Source organism: Streptomyces xanthii (assembly GCF_014621695.1).
Taxonomy (GTDB): domain Bacteria; phylum Actinomycetota; class Actinomycetes; order Streptomycetales; family Streptomycetaceae; genus Streptomyces; species Streptomyces xanthii.
The window spans coordinates 7,479,793-7,503,487 of sequence record NZ_CP061281.1; the positions used below are offsets into that span (position 1 = coordinate 7,479,793).

Annotated in this window: 21 protein-coding genes; 11 read left to right on the top strand and 10 right to left on the bottom strand. The window is 73.6% G+C overall.

Annotated elements, in window-relative coordinates; translation table 11 throughout:
* Positions 1-26: 26 nt before the first annotated feature.
* On the bottom strand, positions 27-3,290 hold the full coding sequence (locus IAG42_RS33950; RefSeq protein WP_188340788.1) for an AfsR/SARP family transcriptional regulator: 3,264 nt from the start codon (positions 3,288-3,290) through the stop codon (positions 27-29).
* A gap of 130 nt (positions 3,291-3,420) precedes the next feature.
* Here IAG42_RS33950 and IAG42_RS38395 point away from each other — a divergent pair, with 130 nt between their 5' ends.
* The 3 genes from IAG42_RS38395 (at position 3,421) to IAG42_RS33965 (ending at position 6,681) form a co-directional block, all read left to right on the top strand.
* The gene (locus tag IAG42_RS38395; RefSeq protein ID WP_188340789.1) at positions 3,421-4,131 is read left to right on the top strand and encodes an SDR family oxidoreductase; all 711 of its coding nucleotides are present in this window, start codon (positions 3,421-3,423) and stop codon (positions 4,129-4,131) included.
* Between the two features lie 72 nt (positions 4,132-4,203).
* Positions 4,204-5,490 (top strand): MFS transporter, encoded by a 1,287-nt coding sequence (locus tag IAG42_RS33960; protein WP_188340790.1) that lies wholly within the window; start codon positions 4,204-4,206, stop codon positions 5,488-5,490.
* A 57-nt stretch (positions 5,491-5,547) separates the two neighbouring features.
* Positions 5,548-6,681 carry an alkene reductase gene (locus tag IAG42_RS33965; protein ID WP_188340791.1) on the top strand — a complete coding sequence of 378 codons (1,134 nt, stop codon included), beginning with the start codon at positions 5,548-5,550 and terminating at the stop codon, positions 6,679-6,681.
* A 70-nt stretch (positions 6,682-6,751) separates the two neighbouring features.
* On the opposite strand, the gene IAG42_RS33970 is transcribed toward IAG42_RS33965, so the two are convergent.
* Positions 6,752-7,351: a TetR/AcrR family transcriptional regulator gene (locus IAG42_RS33970; RefSeq protein ID WP_188340792.1), complete on the bottom strand. Its 600-nt coding sequence runs from the start codon at positions 7,349-7,351 to the stop codon at positions 6,752-6,754.
* A 192-nt stretch (positions 7,352-7,543) separates the two neighbouring features.
* Here IAG42_RS33970 and IAG42_RS33975 point away from each other — a divergent pair, with 192 nt between their 5' ends.
* Together IAG42_RS33975 and IAG42_RS33980 are read left to right on the top strand one after the other, a co-directional pair.
* Positions 7,544-9,007, top strand: coding sequence for an APC family permease (locus tag IAG42_RS33975; RefSeq protein ID WP_188340793.1), 1,464 nt, complete (start codon positions 7,544-7,546; stop codon positions 9,005-9,007).
* A gap of 56 nt (positions 9,008-9,063) precedes the next feature.
* On the top strand, positions 9,064-9,939 hold the full coding sequence (locus tag IAG42_RS33980) for a carbon-nitrogen hydrolase family protein (RefSeq protein ID WP_188340794.1): 876 nt from the start codon (positions 9,064-9,066) through the stop codon (positions 9,937-9,939).
* A 67-nt stretch (positions 9,940-10,006) separates the two neighbouring features.
* On the opposite strand, the gene IAG42_RS33985 is transcribed toward IAG42_RS33980, so the two are convergent.
* From IAG42_RS33985 to IAG42_RS34000, 4 genes are all read right to left on the bottom strand, one after another.
* Positions 10,007-10,441, bottom strand: a complete 435-nt coding sequence (locus IAG42_RS33985; RefSeq protein ID WP_188340795.1) for an SRPBCC family protein — start codon at positions 10,439-10,441, stop codon at positions 10,007-10,009.
* Positions 10,438-11,214: an SDR family oxidoreductase gene (locus IAG42_RS33990; RefSeq protein WP_188340796.1), complete on the bottom strand. Its 777-nt coding sequence runs from the start codon at positions 11,212-11,214 to the stop codon at positions 10,438-10,440. Before IAG42_RS33990 ends, IAG42_RS33985 begins: the two co-directional genes overlap by 4 nt.
* A gap of 124 nt (positions 11,215-11,338) precedes the next feature.
* On the bottom strand, positions 11,339-12,307 hold the full coding sequence (locus IAG42_RS33995) for a linear amide C-N hydrolase (protein ID WP_188340797.1): 969 nt from the start codon (positions 12,305-12,307) through the stop codon (positions 11,339-11,341).
* Positions 12,308-12,316: 9 nt separating this feature from the next.
* Positions 12,317-13,213, bottom strand: a complete 897-nt coding sequence (locus IAG42_RS34000; RefSeq protein WP_188340798.1) for a helix-turn-helix domain-containing protein — start codon at positions 13,211-13,213, stop codon at positions 12,317-12,319.
* A 207-nt stretch (positions 13,214-13,420) separates the two neighbouring features.
* Between IAG42_RS34000 and IAG42_RS34005 the strand changes: the two genes are divergently transcribed.
* A complete protein-coding gene (locus IAG42_RS34005; protein ID WP_188340799.1) occupies positions 13,421-14,179 on the top strand; it encodes an SDR family oxidoreductase in 759 nt (252 codons plus the stop codon).
* 62 nt (positions 14,180-14,241) lie between these two features.
* Here the strand turns inward: IAG42_RS34005 and IAG42_RS34010 are convergent, their stop codons facing one another.
* Positions 14,242-14,829: a hypothetical protein gene (locus IAG42_RS34010; RefSeq protein WP_188340800.1), complete on the bottom strand. Its 588-nt coding sequence runs from the start codon at positions 14,827-14,829 to the stop codon at positions 14,242-14,244.
* Positions 14,830-14,963: 134 nt separating this feature from the next.
* Between IAG42_RS34010 and IAG42_RS34015 the strand changes: the two genes are divergently transcribed.
* The gene (locus IAG42_RS34015) at positions 14,964-15,929 is read left to right on the top strand and encodes a tetratricopeptide repeat protein (RefSeq protein WP_188340801.1); all 966 of its coding nucleotides are present in this window, start codon (positions 14,964-14,966) and stop codon (positions 15,927-15,929) included.
* 24 nt (positions 15,930-15,953) lie between these two features.
* On the opposite strand, the gene IAG42_RS34020 is transcribed toward IAG42_RS34015, so the two are convergent.
* On the bottom strand, positions 15,954-16,970 hold the full coding sequence (locus IAG42_RS34020) for an Lrp/AsnC family transcriptional regulator (RefSeq protein ID WP_188340802.1): 1,017 nt from the start codon (positions 16,968-16,970) through the stop codon (positions 15,954-15,956).
* Between the two features lie 170 nt (positions 16,971-17,140).
* On the opposite strand from IAG42_RS34020, the gene IAG42_RS34025 reads away from it, so the two are divergent.
* Together IAG42_RS34025 and IAG42_RS34030 are read left to right on the top strand one after the other, a co-directional pair.
* Positions 17,141-18,526 carry an MFS transporter gene (locus IAG42_RS34025; RefSeq protein ID WP_188340803.1) on the top strand — a complete coding sequence of 462 codons (1,386 nt, stop codon included), beginning with the start codon at positions 17,141-17,143 and terminating at the stop codon, positions 18,524-18,526.
* Positions 18,523-19,734: a M20 family metallopeptidase gene (locus tag IAG42_RS34030; RefSeq protein ID WP_188340804.1), complete on the top strand. Its 1,212-nt coding sequence runs from the start codon at positions 18,523-18,525 to the stop codon at positions 19,732-19,734. The genes IAG42_RS34025 and IAG42_RS34030 overlap by 4 nt, the downstream gene beginning before the upstream one ends.
* A gap of 17 nt (positions 19,735-19,751) precedes the next feature.
* Here the strand turns inward: IAG42_RS34030 and IAG42_RS34035 are convergent, their stop codons facing one another.
* Positions 19,752-20,447, bottom strand: a complete 696-nt coding sequence (locus tag IAG42_RS34035; RefSeq protein WP_188340805.1) for a scabin-related ADP-ribosyltransferase — start codon at positions 20,445-20,447, stop codon at positions 19,752-19,754.
* A gap of 171 nt (positions 20,448-20,618) precedes the next feature.
* Positions 20,619-21,419 (bottom strand): bestrophin-like domain, encoded by an 801-nt coding sequence (locus IAG42_RS34040; RefSeq protein WP_188340806.1) that lies wholly within the window; start codon positions 21,417-21,419, stop codon positions 20,619-20,621.
* Between the two features lie 225 nt (positions 21,420-21,644).
* Between IAG42_RS34040 and IAG42_RS34045 the strand changes: the two genes are divergently transcribed.
* Entirely contained in the window at positions 21,645-22,406 is a 762-nt protein-coding gene (locus IAG42_RS34045; RefSeq protein ID WP_188340807.1) for a metallophosphoesterase family protein, read from the top strand.
* Positions 22,407-22,457: 51 nt separating this feature from the next.
* Positions 22,458-23,675: an MFS transporter gene (locus tag IAG42_RS34050; protein ID WP_223206280.1), complete on the top strand. Its 1,218-nt coding sequence runs from the start codon at positions 22,458-22,460 to the stop codon at positions 23,673-23,675.
* Positions 23,676-23,695 lie beyond the last annotated feature (20 nt).

The following is a 23,695-nucleotide window of genomic DNA, read 5'->3' on the forward strand; positions in this document are numbered from 1 at the left end:
GGCGCCTCGCGTTCCCGGGGGAGCGGTCAGCCCGCCGTCGGCGTACGGCCGAGCTGGGCGGCCTCCTGCGGCGTCATGTCCGTGCCGCGCTCGAACGCCGCACGGAACGCCTTCTCGCCCAGCGTGGACAGGACCCGAGCGGTGATCCGGTCGACGTCGCGGCGCTCCGCCTCCGGCAGCGGGGCACCCACACTGCGCCGCGCCGCGTCGGCGGCACCCAGTAGCAGTGCGGCACGGGCCTGACCCTCCGGGCCGGCCGCCAGGGACTCCGCCCCTGCCAGGCCCTCCAGCGACAGGGCGAAGGCGCGCGGCTCGGCCAGGCCGAAGGCCTGCTCCAGGCCCCTCAGGTGGCGGGTGAGGGCGAGGTCGCGGTCGCCGCGCAACTCGGCGACGAAGCCGAGCTCGGCGTGGCGCAGGTGGTCGCCGGCCGGCGACGCGAAACGCTCCAGCATGCTGAACAGCCGTGCCTCGGCCTCGTCGAGGGCACCGGAGCGGCGTGCGCCCAGTGCGAGACCGGTCTCGGCCGCCGCCTGACCGAACCGGTAGCCCTGGGAGACGGTCAACTCCCGAGCTCGCTCGTGGAGTTCGGCGGCGCGCGGCCAGTCGCCGGCGAGCAGGGCCAGGCGGCCCAGGCCCGACAGCCGTGCGGCCACCTCGGCGTGCAGCCCGAGCTCCTCGGCGAGCTTCAGGCCCTGGCGCTGGCGGCGCTCGGCCGCGGCGTAGTCACCCATGATCTGCGCGTGCGCCGCCAGGGGGGCGACGGTCTGCACTTCGCCCCAGCGGTCGCCCAGTTCACGGAACGCGGCGGCGGCGAGCGCGCCGTCCCGGTCGAGCGCGGCCAGGTCGCCGGTGAACAGGCCGTGCATCGCGCGCAGAGCCAGTCCCGCGGCGACACCCCACGGGTCGCCGTGTGCCTCGAACAGCGCCACCGCCGCGTCGTTCGACTCCGCGCTCGCGGCCATGTCGTTCGCGCTGAACTCCCCGTACGCGCACAGCCACAGCGCCCGGCCGCGGCGCACCGGGTCCGGCACGCCCTCGGCGGCGCCCTCGACCGACGGGGCAGGCGTGCCGGTCATACGGGCGAACGCGTAGTGCAGAAGCGCGAGTTCACCGTCTTCCGGGTCTGCCTTGCGGGCGGCTTCGAGGCGGCGCACGGCCTCGGTGAGGCGACCGCGCAGCAGCCACCACCAGCACAGGGAGGCGGTGAGCCGGGTCGCGACGGCTGCCTCGGGCCGGGCGAGCGCCTCGTCCAGGGCGGCGCGCAGGTTGGCCGACTCGGCGTCCAGCACGGCCAGCCACCGCCGCTGGTCCGCGCCGCGCAACCGCCCGTCCGCGTCCTCGGCGAGAGCCAGGTGGTACCGCAGATGCCGGTCCCGGGTCCCGGCCGCGTCGGCCATCTCCTCCAGCCGGTCGGCGGCGTACGCGGCCACCGTCTCCAGGAGCCGGTAGCGCACACCCGTCGGTCCCGCGACGACGGCGACCAGAGACCGCTCGACCAGCCGCGTCAACAGGTCCAGGACGTCGGACGCTTCCACCCCGCCGCCCGCGCACACCGCCTCGGCCGCGTCGAGGGTGCAGCCGTCGCGGTGCACGGCCAGCCGGCGCAGCACGATGCGCTCCGGAGCGCCGAGCAGTTCCCAGCTCCAGTCGATCACGGCACGCAGGGTGCGCTGGCGGGCGGGCGCGTCCCGGCGGCCGGACGTCAGCAGTCCGAACCGGTCGCCGAGCCGGTCCGCGAGGCCGCGCACACCGAGCGCGCGCACCCGCGGCGCCGCCAGTTCGAGGGCGAGGGGCATCCCGTCCAGCCGCGCGCACACCTCCGCCACCGCCGCCAGGTCGTCGTCGCCCCCCAAGGGCCCGAACCCGGGGGCGGCGGCCGACGCCCGTGCCATGAACAGCGCCCGCGCGTCGGCCGGTTCGAGCGGCTCGACCAACACGACGGCCTCGCCGTCCACCGCGAGCGGCTCCTGACTCGTCGCCAGAACGCGCAGGTGCGGTACCGAGCGCAGCAGCAGCGCGGTCAACTCCGCCGCGGCGTCCACGACATGCTCGCAGTTGTCCAGGACGAGGAGGACGTGGCGCTCGCGCAGGGCCTGGACGAGGCGTTCGGCGGGGGCGGGCGGGGCGCCGAGGCGCGGGGCGCCGGTGGGGGAGTCGTCGCGGATCCCGAGGACGGCGGCGACCTCGGCCGCCAGCTCCGTGGCATCGCCGTGCCGACCGGCGAGTTCGACGATCCACGCGCCGTCGGGCCGGTGCGCTGACGCGGTGTCCGTCCAGCGCCGTGCGGCGGCGATCGCGAGCCGGGTCTTGCCGACACCGCCCGGTCCGGTCAGCGTCACCAGGCGGGCCTCGCCCATCAGTTGGGCGACATGGGCGAGCGCGGTGTCGCGTCCGATCAGAGGGGTGAGGTCCTGGGGGAGGTTGCCGGGGACGGCGGGGTGGGAGGGCGGCCGGTCGCTCCGGGGCGCGTGAGCGTCCTGCCGAGGTGTGGAGCCGGCATCCGATGTCAGGGCGCCTTCCGGCGATCGCCCGGTGCCCTCCAGCGACCGGTCCTGCCGAAGGATCGCCTCGTGCAGCGCGGCGAGGGCAGGGCTCGGGTCGAGCCCGAGTTCCTCCGCGAGCCGGTCGCTCAGCTCGGCGTACGAGGCGAGCGCCTCGCTCTGCCGCCCCGCCCGGTACAGCGCCCGCATCTGCACGGCCCGGAGCCGTTCCCGCAGGGGGTGCCGGGCCACGAGCGAGGCCAACTCGCCCGCGAGCAGCGGGTCGTCGCCCGACTCCAGACGTGCCTCGGCGTGCTCCTCCAGCACGGCGACGCGCTGCTCGTCGAGCCGCTGGGCCGCGGCCCGGGCGAACTCCTCGTCGGCGAAGTCCGCGTACGCGGGCCCGCGCCACAGCTCCAGCGCGGCCTCCAGCCGGGCGGCCCGCTCCCCGGGATCGGTGACGGCGCGCGCCTCGGCGACCAGGGCCAGGAAGCGCGTGGCGTCCACCTCGGCGGTCTCCGCCCCGCCGTCGACCGCGACGAGTTCCAGCCGGTAGCCCGCGCCCTGACGCACCACGCGGTCCCGGCCGATGGCCCGGCGCAGCTGAGACACCTTCGCCTGAAGGGCGTTGGCGGGACGGCCGGGCGGCTCGTCGCCCCACAGGTCGTCGATCAGCCGGTCCGTCGAGGCCACCCGCCCCTCCCGGACGAGGAGCGCGGCCAGCAGCGCACGGACCTTCGCCTCCGGAACCTTCACCGGTTCGCCCGCGGCGTCCCGCACCACCAGTGGACCCAACACCCCGTAACGCATACCGGCACGCTACACAGCGTGCCGCGCGGCACCGTCAGCGGATCATCAGCCGACCCGAAGCGCCTTCGGCCAGAGTCGTTCCTGCCGGAAAGGACGGCACCACGGAGCAGGGCGAGGGGAGCGGACCACCATGCCGAAGCACACAGGCCGGAAGGCGATCGTCGTCGGCGGCACCACGAGGGTCGGGCTCGCGATCGCCAAGCGCCTCGTCGAGGGTGGCGCCCACGTGCTCCTGATCCAGGGGTGGCGGCACGAAGTCCCGGACGCCGCAGAGCAGTTGGGGCGCGCCGCGACCCTCACCCTCTGCGCGATGTCGGCCGGGGCGCTCACGCAGGCCGCCGCAGCGCACTCCTTCGGCGCGATCGACATGCTGTTCGTCGACGCCGAACCGGACCCCGGCACCACCGGCCCGCGCCCCTACGCCGTCGCCGTCCGTGCCCTGGCCCCACTCGTCACCGACGACGGCTCCGTCGTCCTCACCACGACTTCGGTGGACCGCTGCCTGCCCGGGATGCCGGACGCGGGAGCGCACGCCACCACCGCCGCGGCGACCCGCGCCTTCGCCCGGGCGCTCGCCGTCGAACTCGCCCCGCGCGGCGTCCGCGTCAACACCGTCTCGCCCGGCGCCATCGACACGGCCGCACACGACGACACCCCGGCACCCCGGCCGGCCACGGCGCCGCCGCCCCTCGGCCGGCGCGGGTCCGTCGACGACGTGGCCCGGGCCGCGCTCTTCCTGGCCGCCGACGCCACCTTCACCACCGGGAGCGTGCTCAGCGTCGACGGCGGACTCGGCTGCGCCGACAGCCGGCGGCGCGGGTGTACGGAGCCCGAGCACTGAGCTCGGGCCCACCCCCGCCCCGCCTTCTCCGCATCCGCCGGACCCTCACTCATGAGAACTGGACGCCTCGCCATGCCTTCCACCGAATCCATCGAATCCACTGAATCCACCGCATCCGCAAGATCCCCTGAGACCGCCGCATCCGCCGGAGCTCCCGAAGCACCCCACCGTTCCGCCCCGCCGTCCCCCGGCACCGGACGACTGCCGCTGCCCGCACTGCTCGCCCTCGCCCTCGCCGTCTTCGTCACCAGCCTCACCGAGACGCTCCCCGCCGGACTCCTGCCCGCGATGAGCACCGACCTGGGCGTCGGCGAATCGGCGGCGGGCCAGACCGTGACCGTCTACGCCGTCGGCACCGCGCTCACCGCCATCCCGCTCGCCGCCGCCACCGCCCGCTGGTCGCGCAAACGCCTGCTGCTCGCCTCGATGGCCGGGTTCGCCGCGGCCAACACGGTCACCGCCCTGTCGTCCGCGTACGCGCTGACGATGTCGGCCCGGTTCGTCGCCGGCGTCGCCGCCGGACTCGCCTGGGCGCTGCTCGCCGGATACGCCCGGCATCTGGCGCCGCCGCACCTGGAGGGACGGGCCGTCGCCGTGGCCATGGCCGGCATCCCCGTCGCGCTGTCGCTCGGCGTCCCCGCCGGGACCTTCCTCGGGCAGGTCGTGAACTGGCAGACCGCGTTCCTCGTCATGACCGGACTGACCCTGCTGCTGCTCGGCTGGATCGCCGCCCTCGTCCCGGACCAGCCGGGCCGGGAGCGCTCCGCGGGCACACCCATGAGGGCCGCGCTGCGCGTGCCCGGGGTGCTGCCGGTGCTGACCGTCACCCTCGTGTTCGTCCTGGCGCACACGATCCTCTACACGTACGTCGCCACCCTCCTCGGCGCACTCGGCCTCGCCGACGCCACCGACACCGTGCTGCTCGTCTTCGGCGCCGCCTCGCTCCTCTCCATCTGGCTCGTGGGAGCGCTCATCCACCGCGGGCTGCGGACCCTCACCGTTCTCAGCACGCTCCTCGTCGCGGCCGCGGCCACAGCCCTCGCACTCGGCACCGACAGCACCCCGGTCGTCTACGCCGCCGCCGCGCTGTGGGGACTCGGCTGGGGCGGCGTGCCGACCCTGCTCCAGACCGCAGCGGGCGACGCGGCGGGGGACGCCGCCGATGCCGCGCAAGCCGCGCTGGTCACGCTCTGGAACGCGGCGATGGCCGCCGGCGGGCTGCTCGGCGGCCTGCTCCTCGACCTCTTCGGCGCGCGGTCCTTCGCCTGGAGCGCGCTCGCCCTGCTCGTCCCCGTCCTCGCGATCGTCCTGGCCGCGAGGGCCCACGGATTCCCGTCGACCGAGAACCGCACCGCCTGAACTCCCGCCCCCACCCGGTCACTTCCACCTGGTACACGTCACCCGAAGGGCACCACCATGACCACGCGCACCCTCTTCGAAGCCACCCGTCTCGGCACCCTCGACCTGCCCAACCGCCTCGTGATGGCCCCCATGACCCGCAACCGGGCCGCCGCCGACGGCACACCCACCCCGATCATGAGCGAGTACTACGCCCAGCGGGCCGGCGCCGGACTGATCATCGCCGAGGCCACCACCCCGAACGCGGTCGGCGCCACCTACCCCGACATCCCGGCCCTCTACGACGACCGGCACGTCCAGGGCTGGCGGGCGGTCACCGGCGCGGTGCGCGAGGCCGGGGGAAGGATGTTCCTGCAGTTGCAGCACGGCGGCCGGATCGGACACCCGGAGACCAGCGGCCACCACCCTGTGGCACCCTCCCCGGTCCCGTTCCCCGACCCGATGCACACCCCGTCCGGCTCGCGTCCCCCGGTCGTGCCGCGCGAGATGACGGTCGACGAGATCCACGCCACCGTCGCGGACTTCGCGAACGCCGCGCGCCGCGCGGTCGACGCCGGATTCGCCGGAGTGGAGGTGCACGCCGCGAACGGCTACCTGCTCCACCAGTTCCTCGGCCAGGACACCAACCGGCGCACCGACGCGTACGGCGGCCCCGTCGCCCACCGCGTCCGGTTCACGGTGGAGGTCGTCCGCGCCGTCGCCGATGCGATCGGCGCCGAGCGGGTCGGGGTCCGCATCGCGCCCGGCGTCACCGCGAACGCCATGGCCGAGGGTGACACCGAGGCCATCTACCCGGAACTCGTGGCCGCCCTCGCCGAGATCGCCCCGGCCTACCTGCACATCGTCTTCGCGGACCCGGACCAGCCCCTGTTCCACGAGCTCCGCGCCGCCTGGCCCGGCACCCTCGTCGCCAACCCGGTCCTCGGCTGGGGCGGCCCCCTCCCCGAGGACGGCGGAAAGGCCGCCGGTGAACGGCTCCTCGCCGCGGGCGCCGACCTGATCGCCCTCGGCCGCCCCTTCCTCGCCAACCCGGACCTCGTCCACCGCCTGCGCACCGGCGCCCCCGTCAACCAGGTCCGCGACCACGGCCTGATGTACACGGGCGGCCCCGACGGCTACACCGACTACCCGACCCTGGACGACGCCCGGGACACGACGTCGCGCACCGCCCTCGCCACCACCGGCGCGTGATCTGCGATCCACGCCCCGCGAACCGGCCCGGACCCCGCCCAGGGGTCTGGGCCGCACGCACATCCCGTGATCAGCCGTCGAGAGCGCAGCCGGTGGTGGCGCGGGCGTAGGCGTACAGCGCCTGGACGACCTCCGCGTGGGTGCGGCGGCCCGAGAGGACGTCCATCTGATAGCCGTCCTCCATGGCCAGCAGGTTCGCGGCGACCAGGCGCGGCGGGTCGGTGAGCGTGAAGTGACCCTGGGCGGCGCCGAGGACGAGCACCGCCTGGTACACGGCCACCTGACGTTCGCTCAGCGCGCTGTCGAGCGCGGCCGCCTTGGGGTCCCGCAGCGTGCGCGGCCAGTACTCGAACAGCAGCCGGGGGAGCCGGTCGTCCGGCCCGTCCGCGACCCCGGAGGCGATGCACGTGCGCAGCCGTTCACGGGCGTCCTCGTGCCGCTCGGCCGCCTCCTCGCGGTCGCGGCAGAACCGCTCGATGGCCTGCTGGAACGTCTCGTACATCAGCGCGTCGAGGTCGTCGTAGTAGTACAGGACCGCGGCCGGCGTGACACCCGCCGCCTCCGCCACGTCCCGCAGCCGCACGCCTTCGAGGCCACGGCTGAGCAGAGCGTGCGCGGCGGCCTCGCCCAGCTGGGCCCGCCGTCCGTCCTGGTCCTTGCGTCGTGCCACCGGCTCCCGGCTCCCTCGCTCGTCCCTCACTTCAGCACCGCTTTCGCTGAAGCATGCGCAAAAGATACCTGCCTTGGTGTTGACGGCCACATCAGCGTTTCATTAAATCTGCGTTTAGCGAATGCGGGCTCTGATCCGAGAGACCCCGCCCGCTTCCCCCGCCCTGCCCGAAACGCCCTGCCGGAGGCCGTCATGACTGTGCAATCCCCACCCTCGAAGGGGCTGCGTGACGGCTCGGTCGGCCTGCTCGCCACCGTCGCGCTCGGCCTCGCCTCGGTCGCGCCCGCGTACAGCATCGCGGTGACGCTCGGCCTGGTGACCCTCGTGATCGGCGACCTGGCACCGGCCGCCCTGCTCCTCGGCTTCGTCCCGATCCTCCTGACTGCCTTCGCCTTCCGTGAGCTCAACCGGGAGATGCCGGACTGCGGGACGACGTTCGTGTGGAACACCCGGGTGTTCGGCCCGGCCGTCGGCTGGATCGCGGGCGGCTGGACCGTCCTGTTCGCGACCGTCGTCGCGATGACCGCGCTCGCCGAGGTCGGCGCATCGGCCCTCCTCGGCCTCGTCGGAGCCTCCGACAGCACCACCGCCGTCACCGCCGTGGCCGTCGTCCTGATCGCCCTGAGCACCGCGGTCGCCCACCGTGGGGTGCAGCTCGCCGCCCACGTCCAGTACGTGATGCTCGGCCTGCAACTGCTCGCCCTGTTCGCCTTCGGCGCCGCGGCCCTGACCCACGAAGGCGCGGCCGGCGTCTCGCTCGCCTGGCTGAACCCCTTCGCCGTCGGCGGATTCGGCCCGTTCGCCGAGGCCGTACTGCTCTGCCTGTTCATCTACTGGGGCTGGGACGCGCTGATCACGTTCAACGAGGAGTCCGTCGACAGCGCGCGCACCCCGGGCCGGGCCGCCCTCGTGTCCACGCTCGTCCTGCTGGTCACCTACCTGTTCACGGCCTTCGCCACCGTCTCCTTCGCCGGCACGGCCAGTGCCGGCCACCGCCTCGCCGACCCGGACACGGCGGCCGACGTGCTCACCGGCCTGGCGCCCGCCGTCCTCGGCGACGCGTTCGCCAAGCTGGTGACCCTCGCGATCGCCGTCTCCGCCATCGGCGCACTGCTGACCTGCTCCACCTCCACCCCGCGCACGACGCTGTCGATGAGCGCGCACGGCGCCCTCCCCGCCGCGTTCGCCCGCATCCACCCGCGCCACCGCACGCCCGCCTTCGGCACGGTCTTCTTCGGCGTCGTGGCGGCCGGATTCCTCGTCCTGCTCACCCTGCTGTCCGCCGACTTCCTCGCCGACGCCGTCCTCTCGATCGGCCTGCTCATCGCCTTCTACTACGGCGTCACCGGCCTCGCCTGCGCCTGGCACTTCCGCCGCGACCTCACCCGCTCGGTACGCGACGCGCTCCTCAAGGGCGTCTTCCCGGCGCTCGGCGGCCTGATGATGCTCGCGGCCTTCGCCCGCAGCGCCTACGACATGGCCGACCCCGCCTACGGATCCACCCGACTCGGCGGCATCGGCGGCGTGTTCCTCCTGGGCGTCGGCTCGATCGTCCTGGGCGCCGTCGTGATGGTCTGCGTCGTCCGCCCCCGCCACGCCGGCTTCTTCCGCGGCGGCCGCACCGCCGTGACCCGCGTCTCCGTCACGGACAACTGACCCGGCCGGTCCCGAACCGCGGGCACGGCAACCGAAAGAAGAGAACCCTGAGCACCATGCGCACCCTCACGATCGCAGCAGTCCAGACCACACCCGTCCCGTACGACCTGGAGGCCACCTGGGAGCGATTCAGCGACCGCGTGCGGGCCGTGCGCGACACGTTCCCGCACGTCCAACTCGTGGTTGTGCCGGAACTGTTCCTCGCCGCAGAGGCGCCCCTGCTGCAGGCCCGCCCCGACTGGGCGCGGCGGAACGCCGTCACCGTCCCGGGCCCGCTCACCGACCGGATCTGCGCCCTGGCCCGCGAGACCGGCCTGTGGCTGGTCCCCGGCACCGTGTACGAGCAGAACCCGGGCGGCGACCCGTACAACACGGCCCTCGCGATCTCACCGGAGGGCGAGATCGCCGCCCGCTACCGCAAGGTCTTCCCCTGGCAGCCCTATGAACAGACCACCCCGGGTGACGAGTTCGTCGTCTTCGACCTGCCCGGCATCGGCCGCGCCGGGCTCGCCATCTGCTACGACGGATCCTTCCCCGAGACCGCACGGCAACTGGCCTGGCTCGGCGCCGAGGTCATCATCCAGCCCACCCTGACCACCACCCGCGACCGCGAGATGGAACTCGTCTGCGCCCGCGCCAACGCCTGGACCAACCAGGTCTACGTCGTGAACCTGAACGCCGCCGACCCCGCCGGCGTCGGCGCGAGCACGATCGTCGACCCCGAAGGCATCGTCCGCCAGCAGGCCGGCCCCGGCGAGGAGGTCCTCGTCGACGTCCTCGACCTGGATGCCGTGACCCGGGTCCGCGCCCACGGCTCGGCGGGCCTCAACCGCCCCTGGGCCCAACTCGCCCGCCACGGTGAGGACATCCACCTGCCGATGTACGGCTCCACCTTCCAGCCGGTCCCCGCGCCGCTCCCGCCGGGGCGGTAGCCGTGGACGGGGGTGGTCGGCGCGCGACCCGGCGCCGACCACCTCCTGCCCGGTCTGCCCGCGCCCGTCAGCCGAACTTGGCCTGGAGGGCCGCCAGTCCGGTGCCGTACGTGCCGTCACCGAAGACGGCCTCCACCTGAGCGGCCGCCTCCTCGGTGGACTCGTAGCGCGCCGACCACACCACCTCGGAGCCCTCCGCGTGGGGCCGGACCGCGAGCGTGGCGACGTAGTCCGCGATCGGCAGCATCGGGTCGAGGACCGTGTACGTGTACGCCGCGTGGTCCTCGACGCCGAGGACCGGCGCGAGGAGTTTCTCCCGGGCCACGACCTTGCCCTCGACCGTGAAGACCCGGATGCCGTCGTCCTCGGCGTCGGTCGTGGACGGGGGCACGTACGGGTGCCAGTCGCCGAGCCCGTGGAAGTCGCCGATCGCCGACCAGACGTCGGCGGGCGCGGCCGGGAGCACGACGGAACGCGTCAGGGTGTGCCGGGAAGAGGTCACCAGGCACCGTCCCCGCGCAGCACCGCGTCGGCCCCGCCATCGATGAAGACGACCTGGCCCGTCACATGGGTGTTGGCCGGAGAGGTCAGCCACTCCAGGAGCGGCGCGACCTGCTCGGGCGTGGCGTGTCCGTGCAGCGGCATCGGCACGCTCGCGTCGACGACCTTGCGCATCTCGGGGTCGTCCAGCATCGGCTGGGTCATGGGCGTCACGATGGTGCCGGGCGCGATGGCGTTGAGCGGGATGCCCGCGCCCGCCCACTCCTCGCCGACCGCCGTGCGGCGCAGCCAGCGGGCGACGGCCTGCTTGCTGGAACCGTAGATGACGTGGCCCTCGCCGCGGTCGGCGGCGGCCTGGGCGGCGGCGACCGCGGCGTCCTCGTCACCGGAGAGCACCGCGTCGACGATCGCCTGGTCGGCGGGGTGCACGGAGGCGACCGAGGAGATCACGACCGCGCGCGGGTCGGTGCCGGCCGCGAGCAGCGGGCGCAGCCCGGTCAGCGTCGCGAACGCGCCGAAGCAGTTCACGCGCACGGTGAGCGGGGAGAACTGGGACAGGCCGGCGCACGCGATCACGGCGTCGAGCCGACCGCCCGTCAACTCGGCAACCCGCTCGACCAGTTCGGCGCGACCCTCCGCTGTCGCGAGGTCGGCGCAGATGTCGGCGCCCTTGAGGTCGGCCCCGATGACCCGGTGCCCGGCGGCGCGCAGCCGCTCCACCGTGGCCTTGCCTATACCGGAGGCGGCTCCGGTCACCAGATGCGTACGAGACATGTCGACGATCGCTCCTTCACGGCGTGGTGCGGCCGCCGGAGGCTTCTCGCCCATGACGACCCCTGCGTGTCAACATATGCCTGAGTGGCACAACGTGCCAAGACGCGGGGGTCGGGTCCTCGACTCAGGCCACGGAGAACCGGAACGGCTCGCAGGGCTCGTAGCGGGCGGTGACGTCGCCGGCGAGACCCTCAGCGCTCAGGTCGAGGCGGGCGGCGCGGGTGAAGTCGACGGCGTCGAGACGGGTCCAGACGATGTCGGGACTGAAGGAGGACTCGAAGGCGTACACGCCGTGGGTGAGGTCGGCGAGGGTGCGCCAGATGGTCATGGAGATGTTGGGGCGGGCCGGGTCGGGCGTGCCGAAGGGCTGGGCGGCGTTGCGCATGACGCTGAGCAGGGCGGCGTAGGCGTGGGCCGGGGTCTCGGCGGCGGGGAGCCGCCGCAGGTAGTAGGCGGCGCGCACGAAGCGGTCGGCCGCCTCGGTCGTGCCGGGCAGGGGCCGGGCGCCGCCGAAGCCCTCGTACTGGTTGAGGTGTTCGAGCTGCTCGTCGAAGGGCGGGGAGTTGGTCATCACGGTGTACGTGCGGCCGTGGTGGATCCGCGGCTCACCGTCCAGGATCTCGATGATCGCCGAGTCGCCCGTCGCGTCGTCGAGAGCCAGGTGCACCGTGCTCCAGGTCCCGGACCGGGTGTCGCCCTGCGGCCGGACCTGGAACGGCTCGGCGGCCAGGGAGGACACCGCCTCGGAGACGGTGGCGAAGCGGTCCAGGAAGTACTGCGTCCACAGCGAGACACTCAGCGCCGGGCGCGCGGGATCGCGGTCGCCGTAGTCGGACTCGGCCAGCCACAGCAGGTGTGCGGCGAGCCCGGCCTCGTTGACGCCGTCGGTGGTGGCCGCGTCGTACGCCGTCGCCACGACGCTGCCGTGGCGGGCGGTCCAGTGCAGCGGCCGCGGATCGTCCGGGCCCGTGCCGGTCCGCTCCGCGCCGCGCGGCAGCACCCACAGGTTGGTGTCCAGGCGCTGTTTCCAGTCCATGTTCCGGCCGACCACGACCGGCTGACCGTCCGCCTGCCACAGGACACGTGTACACATGCGGCCACGCTAGGCCGGGCCGGCACCACCCGCACGCGGAGCCGTGGCGCGCAGGGCTCGCGGGGTGAGACCGAGGTGCCGGCGCATGGTCCGGGTCAGATGGCTCTGGTCGGCGAAGCCGCAGACCTCGGCGATGACGGCGATGGGGGTGTCCGTGTCGATCAGCGCGGCGCGGGCCCGGTCGAGCCGCTTGCGCATCAGGTACTGGTGCGGGGAGTGCCCGGTCGAGGCCCGGAAGACGCGGCCGAAGTGGGACGGGCTGACGCCCGCGAGGCGGGCGAGCGTGTCCAGCGTGATCGGCTCACCGAGATGGGTGTGGACGTAGTCCAGGACGTGTGCGAGGCGGCGCGGCGGCAGGGCGGCGGACGGCCCCGGGTCAGGACCGCCCCGGGCGGCGGACACCTTGATGACGTGCGCGGCGACCGCCTGCACCAGCGACTGCGCGTAGAGGAGATCCGCCGGCCCCGGCTGCTCGTACTCCAGGACGAGCCGTTCCACCATCATGGCCAGGAACGGGTCGCTCAGCCGGAAGCTGGGGGTGATCTCCAGGGAACCCGGCAACCCGGCCTCGGCGGCGAGCTTCTCCAGCCAGACCGGGTCGAGCGCGACGAGCATCAGCTCGACGTCCTCCTGCCAGCGCGGCCGGCACGCCCAGCCCGCCGGATTGATCAGCGACTGGCCCCGGTGGAAGCGCTCACGCCGCGCGAATCCGTCCGCCGACCAGGCGAGATTCGTCGACGTCCCGGAGTGCACCGCCAGAATGTGCGCACTGGGACCGACCGGAGGCTGGGCCACCGGATGCCGGCCCGCCCCGAGCTCCCTGTCGCGCTCGACCACCGCGTGCCCGAGCCCCTCGCCGCTGCCGGACAGACGCACCAGATGCGGTTTGATCAGTGACGTGCTCACCCCACCATTCTGAGCCCGCGCGGACCGTGCCCGCAGCCGAGCCGCACGGACCGCCCGCCCGGGGCGCCGGTTCGTGAGCCGTTTGTTCCAGGACCGCCGGATCGTTCAAGAATCCGGGCCGTCCCACCGGCGATGTTGGTGTCACAGGAACCAGCCGGGCATCCAGACACCCATGCCCCCGGCATCGCTTCGGAAGGAACCACCGCGATGACCTCGAACCACACGCTGTCCGGGAAGACCGTCCTCGTCGGCGCGGGCGCCAAGAACCTCGGCGGACTGCTCAGCACCACGGTCGCCGCCGAGGGGGCGAACGTCGTCGTCCACTACCACTCGGACGCCACCGAGCCCGACGCCAGGAACACCCTGCGAGCCGTGGAGGAAGCGGGCGGCAAGGGGCTCCTCGTCCAGGGCGACCTCACGAAGGTCGACGAGGTGGAGCGGCTCTTCACCGTCGCCAAGGACCACTTCGGCGGCATCGACGTGGCCGTCAACACCGCGGGCATGGTGCTGCGCAAGCCCATCGTCGACACCACGGAGGACGAGTACGACCGCATGTTCGCGGTCAACTCCAAGGCCGCCTACTTCTTCATCCGCGAGGCCGGCCGCCACCTCGACGACAACGGCAAGGTCATCACCATCGTGACCTCGCTGCTCGCGGCCTTCACCGACGGCTACTCCACGTACGCCGGCGCCAAGGCCCCCGTCGAACACTTCACCCGCGCCGCCGCCAAGGAGTTCGCCGAGCGCGGCATCTCCGTCAACAACGTCGCGCCCGGCCCCATGGACACCCCGTTCTTCTACGGCCAGGAGACCCCCGAGCGGGTCGCCTTCCACAAGTCGCAGGCGCTCGGCGGCGACCTCACGAAGATCGAGGACATCGTGCCGCTGGTGACCTTCCTGGCGACCGACGGCTGGTGGGTCACCGGCCAGACCATCTTCGCCAACGGCGGCTACACGACGCGCTGACGCGGCCCGGAAGCGGGGATCGCCCCCCGCCGGAGCTCCGTGCCGTAGGCCGGGGCTCCGGGTCAGTCGGTGATGAACCAGTTGTCCTCGAGGTACTCGAGGGTGCTGCTGCCGAGCTGCTCCTCGGTGAAGGTGACGGAGGCCTTGACCGCGGAGGTCGGGATCTCGACGTTGTCCGCCGAGCGCACCATCACGCCCTGCGGGTCGACCGTCGCGGTCCGAAGGGCCTTCTTCTGCTCCGGCGAGAACATCTGGAACGTGATGCGGAACGTCGAGGTGCAGGGCCCGAACCCCTCGTCCTCCGCCTGCTTCGCGGCCGGCCCGGAGATCTCGCAGACGGTGTCGATGTCCTCCCGGCCCACCGCGTGGAGGAACTCCTCGTACCGCTTGATCGCGGCCTCCTTCGTCCTGGGCGCGGCCCGGTCGCCGGTCGGTTCGGCCGACGGCTTCGCGGAGGACGGCTGCTCGGCCGGAGCGGACGGCGACGGCGTGGCAGCAGGCGCCTCGGTCCGCGCGGACGACGAGGCCCGCGAGGGCTTCGACGCGGCATCGTCCTTCGAGTCGCCCGGCCCGCACGCCACGGCGCCCAGGACCACGCAGGTCGTCACGGCCAGCTTCACCAGCGTCGGAGCCAGTGTTCGAGCGTTCATCCCGTCCCCCAGGGTCGGTCGGCAACACAGGGGGTCACGCAGGAACGGACCCGACGGTTCCCGCGTCTGTTCCCCCGGTGGTGTGAACCGCGGGCGGGGCTCCGGCCTCGCACACGATCCGGAGGGGGACGGCCGTGCGGGGGAGCGCGAACGGCGAGGCGCGGGGCGAGGCGGTCCGGCGCCTGCGCGAGGCGGCGGAGGCCGGGGACGCCGTGGCGGCGTTCCGCTACGGCCTGCATCTCGGCACGCACGACGACCGGACGGGCGGCGAGCGGTGGCTGAGGCGTGCGGCCGAACTGGAACACCCCGACGCCGCCGTCACCCTCGGCGTGCTGCTCCACGAGTGGGGGCGGAGCGCCGAGGCCGAGCCGCTGCTGCGGGCGGCGGCCGGAGCGGGCCATGTGCGGGCGATGGAGATGGTCGGGTACCTGATGCGGGCGCGCGGGGAGGAGGCCGAGGGCCTTCTCTGGTACCGGCGTTCGGCCGACGAGGGCAACCCTCAGGCCATGGCCGTTCTCGGGGCCGCGTGCCAGGAGCGGGACGACGAGGAAGAGGCCGAGACATGGTTCCGCAGGGCCGCGGAGGCGGGACTCGCCGACGCCGCGTACGCCCTGGGGCAACTGCTGTACCGGCGGGGCGATTCGGCCGACGCCGAGACATGGGCCCGGCGGGCGGCGGCCGGGGGCTCCACCGCCGCGATGAACACCCTCGGGGCCCTCGCCATGGAGCAGGGGGACAGGGAGGCGGCCAAGTCCTGGTACCGCAGGTCGGCCTTCGCGGGCGACGACGAGGGCGGCCGGCACTTCACCGCGCTGCTCGACGGTTCCGAGTTGCTGGCCGAGCTCGAGAGCTGGCTGACCCGGCGCGCCCGGAAGGGGGACGTCAACGCGTACTTGGCGCTGGGCCGTTCCGAGGAACTGCGGGGCGACCTGTACGCGGCGCAGGGCTGGTACGAGAAAGCCGCCGAGGCGGGGCACGTGGGGGCGATGAGGCGACTGGCGGAGCTCTCGGAGCGCCAGGGGTACGACCGGCAGGCGCGGGCGTGGCGCCGCAGAGCCGCCGACGCCGCACCGCCCGCGGAGGAAGAGCGAGAAGGGTAGAAGTGGGCGCCTTCCGACGGGAGTTCACCAGGGGCGGATCGGGCGGACTCCCGTGCGGCGGCCGTCGTCGGTCAGCAGATGCCCCATGCGCTTCACGGTGTGCAGACCCACGATGCGGTCCGTGACCGTCAGCGAGGGGAGACGGGCGCACAGCGCGGTCTCGCGGCGCTGGATGTCGCCCAGGTCGTGCACCCAGAGCGTGGTGAAGATGTTCGAGGAGCCGGTGACGGCGGCGACCAGCCGGCACTCGGGCAGCGCCGCGAGCGTACGGTGCACGGCGGCGGTGTCCCGGGCGGGCGCGCGGCCCAGGAGCGAGACGGGCACAGGCCGTCCCGCGAGCGCGTCGGCGACGTCGCAGCGGAAGGTCAGCACGCCCGAGTCGGTCAGCCGCCGCAGCCGTCGCCGTACCGTCGCGGGGCTGCTGTCCGCGTGCTCGGCGAGCGCGGAGAGCCCCATCCGCCCGTCGCGCACGAGGGCGTGGAGCAGCGCACGGTCCACCGTGTCCAGCTCGGTGGTGGGGGCCGCTTCCGGGCCGCCCGGTCCGCCCGTGCCGAGGGCGGTGAGCTGGGCCGGGTCCAAGGAGCGAAGACGCCAGCGGCTGCCCTCGACGTAGAGGGACGTGGCGAAGAGGCAGTCGACGGAGAGGAGGTCGGGCAGCGGCTCGAGCTCCTCGGTGAGGAAACGGCCGAGGGCCGGCAGGTCGGGGGCGAGCACGTCGAGCAGCAGGTCGGCGCTGCCCGGTGCGGTCAGCTCGATCGTGGCCGCCTCCTCGAAGGCGCACAGCCGCTCGGCCAGCCGCCGCCGGGTCCCGGGCCGGCAGCGCAGCAGCACGAACGCGGTGCAGCGGGTCCGTGAGAACTCGCGGCCGGGCGACGCCGACACCCAGGCGAGCCCTTCGGCGGACAGCCGGTCCCAGCGCCGGGCCAGTGTGCCCGCGGTGACACCGAGGGGCGCGGCGAGCTCGGCCCAGGCGGCCCGCGGCCGCAGCTGCAGCGCGTTCACCAGAGCGAGATCGAGCTCGCTGATGACCGTTTCTCGCATCCGCCGTCCTCCTCGTGCACGATTCCATCGAGTTTCCGGGCCGCTGCGGCCGTGGCGAGCACAGTAGCCAGCACTTTCGGTTCCGGCCACCAGAAAGGGTGCGCACTGTGAACTCAGTCCCGGTGATCCCAAGAACGAGCGCGGGCAGCCGCGTCGGCACAGGTCGCGGCATGCTCGCCGCGATGGCGGTCGTCGTCGTGTTCAGCGGCGTCGTACAGGGCTACCTGACCCCGCTGCTGCCCGAGCTCGGGGCCCGCCTCGGCATCGACGGCGTCGGCCAGAACAACCTGTACCTGCTGGCGCAGGCGGCGTTCGCCGTGCTCACCCCGCTGCTGTCCCGCCTCGGCGACCTGCACGGTCACCGCCGGCTGCTGCGGATCGCCCTCGCCATGGTCGCGCTCGGCTCCCTGCTCATGGCGCTGCGGCCCACGCCCCTGACGCTGGCCGTGGGCATGGTGCTCCAGGGCGCCGTCGTCGGCTTCTTCCCGCTGCTCGCCGGGATCCTGCGCTCACGCGCCCCCGAACGAGGCCGCACCGGCATGTCGCTCCTTGTCGGCGCCCTGCTCATCGCCATCGGTGTCGGCGGCCTCGTCGCCGGAGCGCTCAGCGAACAGCACGCCGTCGCCGGGCTCTGGACCGCCGTCCCCGTCGCCGTGCTCGCCGTCGCCGCGGGCATCGCACTGCCCGACAGCGAAGGACCCCGCGGCGGGCGCTTCCACTACGGCGCGGCCTGCCTCCTCACCGTCGGCCTGACCGCCCTCGTCCTCGTCCTCGCCCAGGGCGGCACCTGGGGCTGGACCGCTCCCCGCACGCTCGTCCTCGGCGCCGCGGCCGTCCTGGTCCTCGCGGCCTGGACGACCGTCGAACGGCGCGCGGAGCACCCGCTGGTCAACGTCCGCATGCTGAGCGAGCGCCGTCTCGCCGTGGTCAGCGCCCACACCTTCTGCGCCGCCTTCGGCACGATCGGCTTCCTCGGCGCGAACGCCCTGTTCCTCGGCGCCGACCCGGACGAGACCGGCTACGGCATGGGCCTCGGCCCGCAGGCCATCGCCACGGTCTCCCTCGCCATGGTCGTCGCGGGTTTCGCCGGGTCGGCCGCGACGCCGCGCCTGGCCCGCCGGATCGGCGACCGCGCCGTGCTCGGCACCGGCGGCGCGCTCATCGCCCTCGGCTTCCTCGGCATGCTCCTCTTCCACGCCACGCTGCCCCAGTACGTGGCCTGCGCCCTCCTCGTCGGTCTGGCCACCGGACTGTTCGAGTCCATCACCCGCACCTTGTCGGCCGAGATCGTGCCCGCCCACCAGACCGCCCTCGCCGTCGGCCTCAACGAACTCGCCCTCTCCCTGGGCGCCGCGATCGGCGCGGCCGCCATCGGCGCCTTGTTCGCCGCGCACCGGCTCGGCGCCCACATCGCCCTCGACGGGTTCCTGTGGAGCTGGGGCGCCTGCGCCGCCGTCGCCCTGCTCGGCTCGGCCGTGGCCCTCGCCTACGGCGCCGGCCACGCCCCGGCCCTCGCCGCACTGGAACCCCTCACCGTCGACGGAGACCCCGCATGACCGCCCCCGCCCCCGCCCCCGACACCCTCCGCGAAGCCGTCCTGCACGCTGTCCGCACGTATGCCGGACAGCTGACGGAGCTCAGCCACGGCCTGCACGACGACGCCGAGCCGGCCCTCCAGGAACACCGGTCGGCGGCCCGTGTCGCCGCCCTCCTCGACACGGCCGGCTTCACCGTCGTCCGCCCCCTGGCCGGACTGCCCACGGCGCTCCAGGCGACGTACGGCACCGGCGACCTCGTCGTCGCCTTCTGCGCCGAGTACGACGCCCTGCCGGGCCTGGGCCACGCCTGCGGGCACAACGTGAACGGCGCCGCGTCCGTCGGCGCCGCCCTCGGCCTGGCCGCCGTCGCCGACCGGCTCGGGATCACGGTCCGTCTGATCGGCACCCCGGCCGAGGAGGACATCGGCGGCAAGGTCCTGCTCCTGGAGTCCGGCGTCTTCGACGACGTCGCCGTCGCGATGATGGCGCACGCCGCCCCCGAGGACAGTGTCGGTGCCTCGTCCCTGGCCATCGGCGCCTGGGACGTCGCCTTCCACGGCCGCCCCGCGCACGCCGCCCTCGCCCCCTGGGAAGGCGTGAACGCCCTCGACGCCCTCACCGTCGCCCAGACCGCGATCGGCCTGCTGCGCCAGCAGCTCCCGCCCGGCTCCCTGGTCCACGGCGTCATCACGGCCGGCGGCGACGCCGTGAACGTCATCCCCGAACTCACCCGCGCCCGCTACGAGATCCGCGCCCCCGACCTCGAACAGCTCGCCCTCGTACGCGACCGGGTCCACGCCTGCTTCGAAGCCGGCGCCCTCGCGACCGGCGCCCGGCTCGAACTGGAGCCCCACGGCAAGGACTTCGCGGAACTCCGCCAGGACGGCCGTCTCACGGAGGCCTACACGGCGGCGGCCCGCTCCCTCGGCCGCGACCCGCGCTCCCGCCACGGCGAGACGATGGCCTCCACCGACATGGGCAACGTGTCCCGCCTCGTCCCGTCCATCCACCCGACGATCGGCTACGACACCGGGGGAGCGAAGCAGCACACCGCCGAGTTCGCGGCCTACGGGAAGAGCCCGGGCGCCGACCGGGCCGTCCTCGACGCCGCCGCGGCGATGGCGCTCACCGCCGTGACGGCGGCCGGCGACCCGGACCAGCGGCGCCGCCTGCTCGACGGGGTGGCGGCCCGGCGGCCGGGCCTCGTCGACGCCCGGCCGCGGTGACGCGGAGCGGCCGCTCGTCAGCGGGCGGCCGCCAGGGTGGGCTCGAAGTCCTTGTTGGTGCGGCAGCCCAGGTTCTCGTACGTGTTGATCTTGGTGTCCGGGTCGGTCTTCACGAGGTGGTACTTGCAGGCACCCTTGATGTGGCTGCCGGAGATGCCGCCGGGGAAGTCGATCTCCTTGTTCCAGAGGTAGGGAGACTCGTACCCGTTGAGGTGCGCGGTGGCGTTGACGTCGATGCCGCCCGGCGCCTCGATCTCGTACACCCAGCCGGTCTTCGCGGCGCCGTATGTGGCGAACTTCTCCGCGACCCACTTCTCACAACTCGTGCTGAGGTGCGCGGTGTTCTGGCCGCCGCCCTTGACGATGTACTCGGCGAGCGGCGTCATGGCCTCGCCGCGCGGCGCGAAGCCGTCCTCGAAGAGCTGCTCGACGTTCTCCCGGGTGTCGCCGCGCCAGAGGGTGTTGGTGTCGTCGCGCCACTGCCAGTTCTCCTCGACGGCGGCGCGGTGCACGGCCGGAGCGATCGCGGGGGAGGTGGTGGTGCGCCACCAGTCGAACGGGTGGAACCCGGTGACGGGCCCGCACGGACCGGTGTCCGGTGCCTGCGCGACGGCGGTGGTCGTGCGGTCGGCGGCGTCCGCCGGGGCGGCGAGGGCGAGCGGGCCCGTGGCGAGCGAGGCGGCGGCGAGAACGCGCAGGACTGCGGTGAACATGGTGATGGCCCATCAGTTGATCAACAGGATGGACCTTGTATATCCGCGTGTGCCGGTGCCGGAGGGGAGTGCCGCTCCGATCGGGCGGGAGGTCACTCCCGGGACGGCAACAGTCATATGTTCACGGCGTCCGCCCTGGTCCCGGGCCTGGACCGGGGCGGACGCTCGGCCTCAGACGGACCGGCGGTCGCCCTGCTCGTCGCAGGGGAGCGCGGAGGCCGGGTGGTGGGCGAGGAAGTCGCGGGTCGCCTGGCGCTCGGCCTCGGTGATCGAGGTCGGCTTGACGTCGATGATGCCGCCGAAGGGACGGTCGACGTCCCGGATGACGCACAGGGCCGTCGTCAGGAGCGCGGTGATGACGACGAGCGCGATCAGCTGGCCGCGGTTGTTCTTGCGGGGCAGGCAGATGCCGAGGGCCACGACGGTGATGACCAGGGTGATGAGCAGGAACCAGAGGATGGCACTGGGAATGCTGGCGGTCGCCTGCGTGAGGCGCTCCTCGCGCTCGTCGGAGCGCTTGTTGTCGGCGGCGACCAGCATTCCGAACACGGGCTGGCCCGCGAGCTCCTCGAACGTCTGCCGGAAGTCCGTGGACCACACGCTCGGGGCCGGGGACCCCTCACCGTCGGCCATCGCGGGCCACTCGCGGACGCGGACGGCGCGGGCGTAGCAGACGGCCGCGGCCTGGATCCGGGCGCGCTCGGAGTCCGGCGCGTACTCGGCCGTCTCCACGATCTGGTCCAGGGCCCGGGCCTCGCCGCGGGAGGCCACCTCGGCCTTCCCGTACGAGCCGTTGGCCGTGACGAGGACGAAGCTCAGCAGCAGGACGGTCATCGTCAGGAGCGGGCCGACGAGGTCCTTCACGGCCATGCCCGTGCCGTCGTCCTCGTTCAGCAGCCATGGTCGCAGCCAGCGGTTGGCGGCGAGCCCGGCGAGCAGGGCCAGTACGGCGACGACGATGACGAGGACCACGAGCGGCCACCTCCGAGGGGGCGGTGAGGGGGTTCCCGGAGCGGGAGGGCTTCAAGATCATGTACATCTGAATGCGCCCGTGAACTGCGGAAACGTTCACCTGCCGCCACATGGACGAATCCCTTGACCCGGCGGGACCACGCACCACGCGGCCTTCCGCGCAGGCCGCTACGCGCCGGGCGAAAGCCGGGACGACGCCCCGGCCCGCACCCCACCGTGGTGCCCATGCTGAACCGAGTAGCCGTCCTGTCCGACATCCACGGAGTCCTGCCCGCCCTGGAGGCGGTGCTCGCCGAGCCGGACGTCCGCTCCGCGGACCGCATCGTGCTGACCGGCGACATCACCGCCGGCCCGCAACCGACCCAGGTCCTGGACCTGTTGACCGGTCTCGGCGACCGCGTGAGCTGGATCAGCGGCAACGCGGACCGCGAACTCCTCGAATACCGCCGGGGCCTACGGGACACCATCCCCGACCCGATCGCCCCCTGGGCGGCCGGCCAACTCCGCGACACCGACCTTGCCCTCCTCGCCGCGCTCCCACGATCCCTCACCCTCTCCGTGAAGGGACTCGGAAAGACCCTGTTCTGCCACGCCACCCCGCGCGACGACGAGGAGGTCGTCCTGGTCGACTCCCGCCTCGACCGCTGGGCGGAAGTCCTGGACGGACTCGAAACCGACATCAGCACCGTGGTCTGCGGCCACACCCACATGCCGTACGTCCGCCTGGCCCACGGCCGGCTGATCGTCAACCCCGGCAGCATCGGCATGCCCTACGGCCGCACCGGAGCCCACTGGGCCCTCCTCGGCCCCGGAACATCCCTCCGCGTCACCCCCTACGACCTCGAAGCCGCAACCACCCGACTGACCCGCGACTCCACCTACCCCGACATCACCGCCTGGTCCGCCTACTACCTGCACGCCCGAGCCACGGACACGGACGCCTTGACGGCTTTCGCGCCGCGCGACGGACGCGACGGCGCCCCGTGACCCTTCGTCGGGGGATCACGGGTGCCGTCCCGTTCGGTATACCGTTTGATGATGTTGGACAGACGCACTCATGATCTGACCGACGGCGCCCCGGGTGTCCCGTCGGTCTGGCGCGCTCGGGGGATGCCCGCGCTGCTCGGGTCGACCGGGCTCGGGTTCGCCGGTGTCTCGCTGCTGATGCCGGTCGCCCCGCTCTGGGTGCTCGAGGGTGGGGCCGACGAGTTGGGGGCCGGTGTCGTCAACGCCGTGATGATGCTCTGCACCGTGGTCGCCCAACTCCTCGTCGGGCGAGCCCTGCGGCGTAACGGCTGGCGTCGGACACTCGTGCTCGGGGCCGTGCTGCTCGGAGCGCCCGCGCCGGCCCACCTCCTCACCGACGACGTGCGCGCGGTGACGGCGCTCGCGGCGATACGCGGCCTCGGCTTCGGGATCATCACCGTGTGCGGTGCCATGGGCGTCGCCGCGCTCGTCGAGCCGGCGCGCCGCGGCCGCGCGGTCGGAGCCTATGGACTCGCCATCGCGGCACCTCAGTTCCTGCTCATCCCCGTCGCGCCCTGGCTCGCCGAAAGCGTCGGGTACGGGCTGGTGTTCATCGCCGCCGCCATTCCCCTGCTCGCCATCGTGCTCGCTCCCTCGGTGGCCCGCGCCCTGCACACCCATGACCGCCCCGTCGCGGATGGCGGTCCGTCCGGTCCGCCACCCGACCACGCCCATCTGCGCCGCGCTCTGACCGGGCCGATCGCCGCACTGCTCGCGATCACCTCGGCCGGCGGCGCCGTCATCACCTTCACCCCGAACCTCGCCCCCGGCCCGGCGGTCGTGGTCGTGGCGCTCCTGGCGTTCACCGGGGCCTCGGCGTTCTGCCGCTGGGCCTTCGGTGGGTTCGCGGACCGGCGCGGCGCGGCCCCGGCCATCGCACCCCTCCTCCTGCTCGGCGCCGCCGGACTCACCGCGATCGGCGCCGGAACGGCCAGTGACTCGGAGGCCTTCGCCGGCGCACTGCTGATCGGCGGCATGCTCACGCTGGGCGTCGCCTACGGAGGCCTGCAGAACCTCACCCTCGTACACGCCTTCACTGCCGCGGGGGAGGACGCGCGGTCCACGGTCGGCACGGCCTGGAACGTCGGCTTCGACGCCGGCACCGGACTCGGCGCGCTCGCGGCCGGCGCGGTCGCCGCCTCGACCTCCTACACCCTCGCCTACGCCGCCCTCGCCACCGTCACCGCTCTCGTGGGACTGGCCTGGATCGCGGCCGGCCGGAGGGGCTGAGGGGAGGGTTCGCAGCCCGC

Excerpts from the sequence above, each read along its gene's own strand:
- IAG42_RS33950 (WP_188340788.1), bottom strand. The coding sequence starts at position 3,290 with ATGCGTTACGGGGTGTTGGGTCCACTGGTGGTGCGGGACGCCGCGGGC.
- IAG42_RS38395 (WP_188340789.1), top strand. The coding sequence starts at position 3,421 with ATGCCGAAGCACACAGGCCGGAAGGCGATCGTCGTCGGCGGCACCACG.
- IAG42_RS33960 (WP_188340790.1), top strand. The coding sequence starts at position 4,204 with ATGCCTTCCACCGAATCCATCGAATCCACTGAATCCACCGCATCCGCA.
- IAG42_RS33965 (WP_188340791.1), top strand. The coding sequence starts at position 5,548 with ATGACCACGCGCACCCTCTTCGAAGCCACCCGTCTCGGCACCCTCGAC.
- IAG42_RS33975 (WP_188340793.1), top strand. The coding sequence starts at position 7,544 with ATGACTGTGCAATCCCCACCCTCGAAGGGGCTGCGTGACGGCTCGGTC.
- IAG42_RS33980 (WP_188340794.1), top strand. The coding sequence starts at position 9,064 with ATGCGCACCCTCACGATCGCAGCAGTCCAGACCACACCCGTCCCGTAC.
- IAG42_RS33990 (WP_188340796.1), bottom strand. The coding sequence starts at position 11,214 with ATGTCTCGTACGCATCTGGTGACCGGAGCCGCCTCCGGTATAGGCAAG.
- IAG42_RS33995 (WP_188340797.1), bottom strand. The coding sequence starts at position 12,307 with ATGTGTACACGTGTCCTGTGGCAGGCGGACGGTCAGCCGGTCGTGGTC.
- IAG42_RS34005 (WP_188340799.1), top strand. The coding sequence starts at position 13,421 with ATGACCTCGAACCACACGCTGTCCGGGAAGACCGTCCTCGTCGGCGCG.
- IAG42_RS34010 (WP_188340800.1), bottom strand. The coding sequence starts at position 14,829 with ATGAACGCTCGAACACTGGCTCCGACGCTGGTGAAGCTGGCCGTGACG.
- IAG42_RS34020 (WP_188340802.1), bottom strand. The coding sequence starts at position 16,970 with ATGCGAGAAACGGTCATCAGCGAGCTCGATCTCGCTCTGGTGAACGCG.
- IAG42_RS34025 (WP_188340803.1), top strand. The coding sequence starts at position 17,141 with ATGCTCGCCGCGATGGCGGTCGTCGTCGTGTTCAGCGGCGTCGTACAG.
- IAG42_RS34030 (WP_188340804.1), top strand. The coding sequence starts at position 18,523 with ATGACCGCCCCCGCCCCCGCCCCCGACACCCTCCGCGAAGCCGTCCTG.
- IAG42_RS34035 (WP_188340805.1), bottom strand. The coding sequence starts at position 20,447 with ATGTTCACCGCAGTCCTGCGCGTTCTCGCCGCCGCCTCGCTCGCCACG.
- IAG42_RS34045 (WP_188340807.1), top strand. The coding sequence starts at position 21,645 with ATGCTGAACCGAGTAGCCGTCCTGTCCGACATCCACGGAGTCCTGCCC.
- IAG42_RS34050 (WP_223206280.1), top strand. The coding sequence starts at position 22,458 with ATGTTGGACAGACGCACTCATGATCTGACCGACGGCGCCCCGGGTGTC.